Below are 8,975 nucleotides of genomic sequence, written 5' to 3'. Positions count from 1 at the left end.
CGTCTCGGCTCGGCTCGGCTCGGCTCGGCTCGGCTCGGCTCGGCTCGGCTCGGCTCGGCTCGGCTCGGCTCGGCTCGGCTCGGCTCGGCTCGGCTCGGCTCGGCTCGGCTCGGCTCGGCTCGGCTCGGCTCGGCTCGGCTCGGCTCGGCTCGGCTCGGCTCGGCTCGGCTCGGCTCGGGAGAGTTTGCCCGGTGGGCTGCTTCAGGTGCGGATAGTCGCTCGGCTTGGCCGCCCGAACCCGCTGGTCCAGCGCACCGACGCACGGCCGCGGCTTGTGGCCGACCGCGGTGGCCGGAATGCTCGCCGCGCCTAGCTCGGTCCCGCGCTCGGTTAACCGGTGCCGTCTCTTGCTTGGCCGCAAACCCCGGACGGCCCCTTCCCAGGCAGCAGTTCGGCCGATGGAGCTGCCCGGGCTCAACGTCAAGCGCGTCCTGCCCTCAGCCGTCCCGGGACCAGCCAAGACTCAGGCCGAGCGGGGTCACCGCCTGCAAGAAGGTCCCAGGACGAGCCAAGACTCAAGCCAAACGGGGCCGCCGCCCGCAAGAACGTCCCGGGAACAGCCAAGACTCAAGCCAAGCAGGGCCGCTGCCCGCAGGGCTCACGTCAACTCTGGATCAGCCGGAATCGGGGCCAGCCGCGACCGGGATCAGCTGAACCAGCCGTTCACCGTTCCGAAGTCCAGGGCGCCAGTCACCTCCCCATAGGTCCCCTGGTTCAGCATCTCGGCCGCTGCGTGGTGGGCGAGCGAGTAGGCGGCCTGGGCGATCGACGTTCCGATACTCACCCGGCGCACCCCGGCCGCAGCAAGGTCTGACACCGGGGGTGCTCCTGGTCCGGCCATGGCGCTCACCGGGATCGGCGAGGACTTTGCCAGCTCTGCCAAGACCTCGACGTCCGCCAGGCCTGGGACGAAGATGCTGTCCGCTCCTGCGTCGGCGTAGACGCGGGCTCGGGTCAGGACATCGTCGAAGCGGCCGGCGGGTTCGCCGATTCCGAAGAGGTACACGTCCGTTCGGGCGTTGATCCACAGCTCCGAAAGACCTGCCGTCGCGGCGGCGGCGCGGGCTGCGGTGAAGCGTTCTGCCTGTTCGTCCGGAGTGAAGAGGGTCAGAGTTCCGGCGCGGGAGTCTTCCAGGTTCACGCCTACCGCCCCGGCCTCGACTACGCCGGTGACCGTTTCCGCGACGGCTGAAGGGGCTAGGCCATAGCCGCCTTCTACGTCGGCCGTTACGGGGACTTCTACGGCTGCGGCGATTTGGGCGACGACCGACAGCATTTCCGCGCGCGAGAGGTGTTGGCCGTCGCCTCTGGCCAGTGCCCAGGAGACGCCGCCGCTGGTGGTGGCGATCGCGGGCGCACCGGCGCGTTCGATGGCAACCGCGCTGCCCGCGTCCCAGGCGTTCGGTAGCACGAGGATGTCCGCCGCGTGCAGTTCGCGGAAGAGTTTTGCCTTGTCTTGCAACGAGTTCACGAGGTTCCTCCCCAGTAGCGAGCCCCGGTCGGGGCAACTGCGGAGGAACGTATCAGCGGGCACCGACAAAAACCGGAGCCAACCACATCAGGGGAGCTCGAAGCCCAGTTCGCGGGCGGCGTCGGCGGGGGTCGGCTGGGTCCAGCGGCGGGCGACGGCCTCGTGGGTGGACAGCGAGCGCAATTCGGCTCGGTCCAGGTACAGGACGCCGTGCAGGTGATCGGTCTCGTGCTGCACGATTCGCGCTGGCCAGCCGGACAATTCCTCGTCAAGGGCAGCACCGGTTTCGTCGCTGCCGCGAAGCCGGATCCGCAGGGCTCGCGCGACGACGGCCTGCCAGCCGCGCACGCTGAGGCAGCCTTCGAAGAACGCGGCGGTTTCGTCGCCCACTCGGGTGTAGGTGGGATTCACCAGCACGCGGAACGGCAGCGGGACGATCCCGCGGGTGGCAAGGGTGGATTCGGCGACACCCGGACGTTCGCGCGCGCCGTCTTCGACCACCGCGATCCGCACCGACAGACCAATCTGCGGCGCAGCGAGACCGACGCCGGGTGCGGCGCGCATGGTCTCCTTCATGCCTTCGATCAGCGCGGACAGCATCCCGTCGCTCAGTTCGCCCTCGTATGGGCGAGCGGCGGCGCGCAGCACGGGGTCGCCTGCCTGCACAATCGCCCACGGCAACGGCTGGGCGAGCAGTTTTTCGACCTCTTCGGCGAGCACCGGCGGACCCCTCTCCAAGGGCAACGGGACAGCAGCATGATCGCACCCGCGCGGAGCACGACACTCGCCCGGGGATCAGGCAAGCTGGCAGCCGTGGCCTACGACGTGAACGCGATCCGCAAGCACTTCCCCGCGCTCGAGAGCGGCGCTGCCCACTTCGACGGACCCGGCGGTTCCCAGGTCCCGGACGTGGTCGGCGAAGCAGTGTCCTCGACCCTCTGCGCCGCTATCGCGAACCGCGGCACCGTCACAGCGGCGGAGCGCCGCGCGGACGGCGTGGTGCGCGAAGCCCGTCAAGCCGTCGCCGACCTGCTCGGCGCGCGTCCGGAGGGCGTCGTATTCGGTCGCAGCATGACCCAGGTGACCTACGATTTCTCCCGCACGCTCGCGAAGAGCTGGGGCCCGGGCGACGAGGTCGTGGTCACCCGGCTGGACCACGACGCCAACGTCCGGCCGTGGGTGCAGGCTGCCGAAGCACGCGGCGCGACTGTTCGCTGGGCGGACTTCGACCCGGAGACCGGCGAGTTGCCGACGTCAGCGGTCACGGAGCTGCTCACTGACCGGACGCGGCTGGTCGCGGTCACTGCGGCGTCGAATCTCCTCGGCACTCGTCCGGACATCCCGGCGATTACTGACGCGGTGCGCGAAGCAGGCGCGCTGAGCTACGTGGACGGCGTGCATCTGACGCCGCACTCGCCGGTCGATATCGCCGCCTTGGGCGCTGACTTTTACGCCTGCTCGCCGTACAAGTTCCTCGGCCCGCACCTCGGTCTTCTCGCCGCCGCGCCCGATCTCCTGGAGACACTGCAGCCAGACAAGCTGCTGCCGTCGAGCAACGCCGTTCCTGAGCGTTTCGAGCTGGGTACGTTGCCGTACGAACTCCTCGCGGGCACTACGGCGGCCATCGACTTCCTCGCTGGGCTCGTGCCGAGCGAAGGCAGCCGCCGCGAACGTTTGCGTACGTCGCTTACGGCGCTCGAAGCGCACGAGGACGCGCTGCTGCAGCGACTGGAGGATGGTCTCGCTGCGCTGCCGCGCGTCGTCCGTTACGGCTCACCGACGCGTCGGCGTACGCCGACAGTGCTGTTCTCAGTCACCGGCTTAACGCCGCAGGCTGTGTACGAACGCCTCGGTGCGCGCGGGATCAACGCGCCTGCTTCGACGTTCTACGCCATCGAGTGCGCACGGCATCTTGGTCTCGGCGACGCTGGTGCCGTACGCGCTGGCATCGCGCCGTACACGACTGCAGCGGAAGTCGATCTGCTGCTCGCTGCTGTTGCGGAGCTGTGAATGAGCATCGAGACGACTGTCGACGGACAAGTCACCACCGTCACCATCAACCGGCCGGAGAAGCGAAACGCGCTCACGAAGGCGATGTACGTCGCCCTCGCCGACGCCTTCGACGCTGTACGCACGCCTATCGCTGTACTGAGCGGAGCTGGCGGTGCGTTCACCGCAGGCAACGACCTCGGTGACTTCCTAGCGCACCAAGCCGGAGACCGCACGAAGACGCCCGCGCGGGTCTTTCAGGAGGCGTTGCTCGCGACGCAGGCGGTGGTGGTCGCATCGGTCGACGGTCCGGCTGTCGGCATCGGCGCGACCCTGCTGTTGCACTGCGACCTCGTCTACGCCACCGAACGCAGCTACCTGCAGTTCCCGTTCGTACCGTTGGGACTGGTGCCGGAGTTCGGCAGCAGTTACGCGCTGCCGCGCCGAGTCGGCCCGCAGCGGGCGGCGGAGCTACTGCTGTTCGGAGAACGACTGACCGCGGTCGAAGCTGCACAACTCGGGCTGGTCAACGAAGTGCTCCCTGACGCGACAGCGCTGAGCAAGCGCGTCGAGGAACGCGTCGCAACGCTCGCCGCACGGTCGGTACGCGCGGTGACGGCGACGCGCGCGCTGTTGCACGACCGCACCGACACGAGCGTCGAAGAACGAATGGAGTCAGAGTCCAAGCACTTCGCCGAACTGCTGCACGACCCGGACACCGTCGCCACGTTGCGCGCGAAGCTCGACCGGCGTTAGCGACGGCGGCGCTTGTCCACTGCGGCGTCGAGAACTGGGCCTAGCTCTTCGACGACGGTGTCGAGCGCCGTCACCGCGTGCTCGACGCGCGCCAACACCAAGGCTCCTTCAAGTGCGCTGATCATCAACACTGCCAACGAAGCAGCGCGCGCCGCCGGTACGCCCATCTGCTCCAGCGCGGACACGATGGGCTTCCGCCATTGCACGAAGGCGTCGTTCGCGCGCTCACGCAACGGTTCACTCGACGCTGCCGTGTCGGTGACCGTGGCTACCAACGGACAGCCGTAGTCGTAGCCGATCTCGACGAACTCTGCGCGCCAGTACTCGACAACCGCGGCGAAGAGCGCGGACGGCGTCGGGTCCGTCAGGGAGGCCATCGCGCGCGTCACGCGACGCGCGGCGTAACGGCCGGCCCAGTCGATGGCCTCGCCGAACAGCTGTTCCTTACCGCCCGGGAAGTAGTGCTGCAGCGACCCCCGCGGCGCCTCGGCATGCGCTACTACCTCGCGCATTCCGGTGCCGCTCAGGCCTTGCGTACGCAGCAACTGCGCAGCGCTGAAGACCATCCGGTCGCGCGCCGGCCGTTCCGTCATCGAGCGTCTCCTCCGTGACCGTCAGCTCGTACTCGTTCTCGTCGTCGTACCCCGGGACGAAGCGGAACCCGCACGCCCGCAGCAATCCTTCCGCGGCGACGTTGCCCTCCTGCACAGTGGCGTGCAGCGTCCAGTCTCGCCACTGCTCGGCGGCCAGCCGGACCAGGCCGCGTCCGATGCCCAGCCGCTGCCAGCCGTCGGCGACGAGAAGCCCCAGTTCGACGCGGCGGCCGTCCTCTGGCACCGCGTTCAGCAGCCCGGCGGGCACGCCGGAAACCTCGGCGACGAGGGCGGTGCCGGCGAGGAGAAATCGCCGGTACCGGGACAGGACCGCGTCCGGTTCGATCGGGCCGCCGAGGGTGAACCGGCGGCTCAGCGATTCCGGCGAGCAGGCGCGGACGAGGTCGGCCACGGAACCGGCGGTGGCCGGTCGCACGGCGGTCATGACAGTCGTCATAATCCGAGGGTCGCACACGGCCGCGGCTATGACAAGCGTCATGGGAGATGTCACGCTGCCGACACGGCGCGCGCGGTCCGCGAGCCCCGGTACCGCCGGGCGGCCACCGGTTTCGGGCAAGGGGAATTCACTTATCGTATCCGCGATACCCCATCGGCGGTAATTCGACCGATTAATCGGGCGTTGACCACGATGCGTGGTCACTGGGCCTCTTTGGGTGAAAACGGTTCCCGATACCTGCCGGGAACCCGTTTCTTCCTTATATTTTCCTGGACGCTCCGGCCTGCGAGCAAAGGAGACACGACCATGACCCAGTCGCTCGAAGTTCCGACGAAGGAATTCTGTCTCGACTGGACGATGGACGGGGCCCATGGCGGCAGGGTGCACTTCACCCTGTCCGGCCAGGTGAGCCTGTTGGACGGCAAGAGGTTCTACAAGGTCGACGGCGTGCTGTACATCGCGGACGGCAGCGCGTACTGCCGGGAGATCGGGAACCCGCGGCTGCACGTGCGGCGCAACGGCGTCGAGGAGACCGGACGGCAATGGGGCTGGGAGACGATCAGTTCCCGCAAGAGCGCGAACCGGCTCTGCACAATGGACGGTTATTTCGTGCGCACGGGCTACTGGGCGCCCGCCGATCGCAGCATCCAGCTCGGAATCGTCGCCGAACACGGGATCACCCGGCGGCGTTCGCACAGCCCTACCGCCACGATTCGACTGGTCGACTGAATGGTTCCCGGATATCGGGATTGCTCCTCGGTTTGTGCTCGGCAATGGCCCGATTCCGGGATGAACGGCGGCAAGGAATTTCGCGACAGCTCGGGCGGGCAAGCCTGCCCGAGCTGGCCGCGACGGAAACCCGCGGTTGCCGCCTCGCGAACATCCGGCGCACAGCCGACCGTCGCGAGGGCGCACGATCGCTTGCCCGCCAACGTGAACCGTGCGAATCAGCCGATCCGCCGGTCGAATCACCGACACCGCAACCCATTCCCGGACGAGCGCGGCGAAAGATCAATCCAGGCAACGTGCTCCGGTCCGGCCGGACCGGCCGGACATTGGCCTGGACCACTCGCCGAGACGGCCCGACCTCCGCTCGTCGTCACCCACATGGGTAAAGCCGCGCCCTGGAGGTAAGCAGAAACACACCGGAACCCCAGGAAAAACGTGAAAAACGTTGCGCGGGACACAGCGCTCGCGCGCGCGGAAGAGGACCATGGGAGCCATGCGGAACAGGACTCGGGCAGGCAGACCACCACACCCTGGTAAACGATTGCTCCGACGGCTCGGCGCCGTGCGCAACCCGCTCGTGCGACGGTCGGACCGGATCGAAGGCGTGTTCGCCGGGATCGTCACGCTGCTGGCGCTCATCGCGATTCCGTTCGCGATGATGATCGGCAGCGCGGACATCACCGCGGAGACCGCCGCCTCGGACGCGCAGCTGCAGTCGCGGCACCAGGTCACCGCCACGGTGCTCACGACGGCCACGCAACCGGCGGCTTCCGTCGGAGACAGCGCGCCGATCGCCAACACCGCGCGCGTGAACGCGGTCTGGAAGCCGCCGAACAGCGCGCAGCGGACCGGGATCATCACGGTGCCCAGCGCTTCCGCGACCGAGGGTTCGACCACCGACATCTGGCTCGACGACACCGGCAAGCAGACCACCGCCCCGCTGACGCACGCGGACGCGGTGACCAACGGCGTGCTCGTCGCGGCCTTCTGCTGGCTGTGCGCGGTCGCGGTGCTGGGCGGAGCGTTTTGGGTGGCACGGCGAGTGCTGGACCACCGGCGCGCGGCGCGGTGGGCTGAGGAGTGGGCTCAGCTCGCTGGGCCAGAAGCGGTTCGCTGAGGCCTCCGCTGGCCGGGTGGCCACGGGGCGCTTGCGGGAGGGTTCCGTGCGGCCCGGCAAGTCTTCTGGCGGATAGCTGCAGATCCGGAAGCCGTTCGCTGACACCTCCGCTGGCCGGGTGGCCACGGGGCTCCGCGCAGGAAGACCTCCGGCGCTAGCGCGGTCAGCCGTCGCACGGGCGCGATCCGCCAGTCCTCGGCAATCCGCTGACACCTCCGCAGGCCGTCACAGGCTCGGTGCTCGACGGAAGCTCCGCACGGCAAGTCCCCCAGAACTGCCCTGCTGGCATCTCCGCATGAGCTCGATCGCTGAACAGGCTCGATCCGCACCCCGGCGTTGTGCGCCGGGCCCGGAGGCAGTCCGCTGACGCTTCTGCTGCCTCCGGGCCCAGGCTCGGCGGACCGAGCGGGGCGACACCCCCAGCGTCGCCCCGGGCCGGTACTACGCCTTCCGCTCTTGCCCGGTTGTGGCGAGTTAGCCACCAGCTATCTCGTCGAGGCACAGTCTTGTGGAGCCCTCCGGCGATTGTCAACTGTGAGCTAATCTGAGATAGTCGCCTTAGCTGAGAGCAATCAGCTGCAACTGGAGGGGCGTAGCAGCATGTCCGAAGACACTCAGCCGGCGGATACCCGGCCCACCCTGGCCTCCAGACTCGACGACCTGTTCCGCACGGTGCGCCCGCAGGGAAGGCACTGGACGAACGCCGAGGTGGCAGCGGAGCTGAAGCGGACGTCGCCGGAGCTGAAGGTCGGCGCGGTGTACTTGTCTCAGCTGCGCACGGGCAAACGGACCAATCCTTCTCAGGAGCTGCTGGCCGCGCTGGCGAAATTCTTCGGGGTGTCCGTCGCGTACTTCTTCGACGACGAGGTCGCCGGATCGGTGCTGTCGGAGCTGGCGGCCGTGGAGGCGATGCGCCAGGCGGGCGTCCGAGCGGTCGCGATGCGCGCCGCGGGCATGCGCGAGGAAAACCTCCAGGCGATCACCACGATCATGGACCAATACCGCAAAATGCAAGGGCTGCCCCCGGTCACGGACGAAGCGGCACAGTGACCGGCACCCCGTCCGAAGCCCCGCAGCGGCGCGAGCAGCTGCGGCGGATGCGCGACGAAGGCGCCCAGCGGATCGCCGAACTCGGCCTTCCGCCGAAATACGACCTGGCCGCCCTCTGCGCGCGCCTCGGCGAGATCCGCGAACGGCCGATCACCCTCGTACCGCTCCCGATGCCGGCGTCGCACCCGTGCGGCATGTGGGTAGCCGCACGGGGCGAGGACCTGATCTTCTTCGACGCCAACACCACCGGGGCGCACCAGGAGCACATCATCTTGCACGAGCTGGGTCACATCATCTGCTGTCATCGCGGCTCGGGCCTCCTGGACGACGAGAGCGCCCGCTCCCTGTTCCCCAACCTGGACCCGGACATCGTCCGGGACATGCTGATGCGCGCCACGTACGACGACGCGCAGGAACAGGAGGCGGAGATCATCGCTTTCCTGCTGTCGGAACGAATGGGCACGCCGTCGAAACCAATCGCGGAAACCCCCAAAGCCGGGGAAAAACCGATGGACCGGATCGAGCGCTCGCTCCTCTAGCCCCCTGACGAGGCAATCGTCCGTGAGGGCCACCCCCACAGACGCTGATTCCCTCAGGGCCCCCCTCACAGCCCTAAAACCGGCACCCACGCCCCCAACAATCGAGGCACCCACACCTCCCCCGCACCCCGATACGAAGCCTCCCTGCGGTTCGGGGGTGCTTGTCAAGGCATCTTTCCCGCCTTGACAAGCACCCCCGAACCGTCAGCACAATCAAGCTTCGGGGTGCCCCACGCAACACCGCAGCAACGTCGCCGCCAGGCGACGAGCCGCC

11 protein-coding genes are annotated in these 8,975 nt (G+C 68.4%); 7 read left to right on the top strand and 4 right to left on the bottom strand.

Features of this window, described 5'->3' with window-relative positions; genetic code table 11:
* Positions 1-313 (top strand): hypothetical protein (locus ACZ7OI_RS45460; RefSeq protein ID WP_470270319.1); only part of this gene is annotated, 313 nt, incomplete at its 5' end.
* A gap of 333 nt (positions 314-646) precedes the next feature.
* On the opposite strand, the gene ACZ7OI_RS45455 is transcribed toward ACZ7OI_RS45460, so the two are convergent.
* Together ACZ7OI_RS45455 and ACZ7OI_RS45450 are read right to left on the bottom strand one after the other, a co-directional pair.
* Positions 647-1,471 (bottom strand): isocitrate lyase/PEP mutase family protein, encoded by an 825-nt coding sequence (locus ACZ7OI_RS45455; protein WP_470270318.1) that lies wholly within the window; start codon positions 1,469-1,471, stop codon positions 647-649.
* 87 nt (positions 1,472-1,558) lie between these two features.
* Positions 1,559-2,191 (bottom strand): peptide deformylase, encoded by a 633-nt coding sequence (locus ACZ7OI_RS45450; RefSeq protein ID WP_470270317.1) that lies wholly within the window; start codon positions 2,189-2,191, stop codon positions 1,559-1,561.
* 93 nt (positions 2,192-2,284) lie between these two features.
* On the opposite strand from ACZ7OI_RS45450, the gene ACZ7OI_RS45445 reads away from it, so the two are divergent.
* Positions 2,285-3,481 carry a cysteine desulfurase-like protein gene (locus ACZ7OI_RS45445; RefSeq protein WP_470270374.1) on the top strand — a complete coding sequence of 399 codons (1,197 nt, stop codon included), beginning with the start codon at positions 2,285-2,287 and terminating at the stop codon, positions 3,479-3,481.
* Positions 3,482-4,216 (top strand): enoyl-CoA hydratase-related protein, encoded by a 735-nt coding sequence (locus ACZ7OI_RS45440; protein WP_470270316.1) that lies wholly within the window; start codon positions 3,482-3,484, stop codon positions 4,214-4,216.
* Here the strand turns inward: ACZ7OI_RS45440 and ACZ7OI_RS45435 are convergent.
* Positions 4,213-4,761, bottom strand: coding sequence for a TetR/AcrR family transcriptional regulator (locus tag ACZ7OI_RS45435; protein ID WP_470270373.1), 549 nt, complete (start codon positions 4,759-4,761; stop codon positions 4,213-4,215). The two genes, ACZ7OI_RS45440 and ACZ7OI_RS45435, sit on opposite strands and share 4 nt — an antisense overlap.
* Entirely contained in the window at positions 4,661-5,254 is a 594-nt protein-coding gene (locus ACZ7OI_RS45430; protein ID WP_470270315.1) for a GNAT family N-acetyltransferase, read from the bottom strand. The genes ACZ7OI_RS45435 and ACZ7OI_RS45430 overlap by 101 nt, the downstream gene beginning before the upstream one ends.
* 318 nt (positions 5,255-5,572) lie before the next feature.
* Here ACZ7OI_RS45430 and ACZ7OI_RS45425 point away from each other — a divergent pair, with 318 nt between their 5' ends.
* The 4 genes from ACZ7OI_RS45425 (at position 5,573) to ACZ7OI_RS45410 (ending at position 8,701) form a co-directional block, all read left to right on the top strand.
* Positions 5,573-5,995: a hypothetical protein gene (locus ACZ7OI_RS45425; protein WP_470270314.1), complete on the top strand. Its 423-nt coding sequence runs from the start codon at positions 5,573-5,575 to the stop codon at positions 5,993-5,995.
* Positions 5,996-6,557: 562 nt separating this feature from the next.
* Positions 6,558-7,112: an Rv1733c family protein gene (locus ACZ7OI_RS45420; RefSeq protein ID WP_470270313.1), complete on the top strand. Its 555-nt coding sequence runs from the start codon at positions 6,558-6,560 to the stop codon at positions 7,110-7,112.
* 600 nt (positions 7,113-7,712) lie between these two features.
* Positions 7,713-8,162, top strand: a complete 450-nt coding sequence (locus ACZ7OI_RS45415) for a helix-turn-helix domain-containing protein (protein WP_470270312.1) — start codon at positions 7,713-7,715, stop codon at positions 8,160-8,162.
* The gene (locus tag ACZ7OI_RS45410) at positions 8,159-8,701 is read left to right on the top strand and encodes a toxin (protein WP_470270311.1); all 543 of its coding nucleotides are present in this window, start codon (positions 8,159-8,161) and stop codon (positions 8,699-8,701) included. Before ACZ7OI_RS45415 ends, ACZ7OI_RS45410 begins: the two co-directional genes overlap by 4 nt.
* The last annotated feature ends 274 nt before the right edge of the window (positions 8,702-8,975 follow it).

The organism is Amycolatopsis sp. NPDC114503 (assembly GCF_055633655.1).
Note: the sequence above shows the minus strand (reverse complement) of the source record. Positions and strands in the feature narration are given on the sequence as shown.

What these genes read in the sequence shown, in the direction of transcription:
- ACZ7OI_RS45440 (WP_470270316.1), top strand. Translation starts at nt 3,482, where the DNA reads ATGAGCATCGAGACGACTGTCGACGGACAAGTCACCACCGTCACCATC.
- ACZ7OI_RS45430 (WP_470270315.1), bottom strand. Translation starts at nt 5,254, where the DNA reads ATGACCGCCGTGCGACCGGCCACCGCCGGTTCCGTGGCCGACCTCGTC.
- ACZ7OI_RS45425 (WP_470270314.1), top strand. Translation starts at nt 5,573, where the DNA reads ATGACCCAGTCGCTCGAAGTTCCGACGAAGGAATTCTGTCTCGACTGG.
- ACZ7OI_RS45415 (WP_470270312.1), top strand. Translation starts at nt 7,713, where the DNA reads ATGTCCGAAGACACTCAGCCGGCGGATACCCGGCCCACCCTGGCCTCC.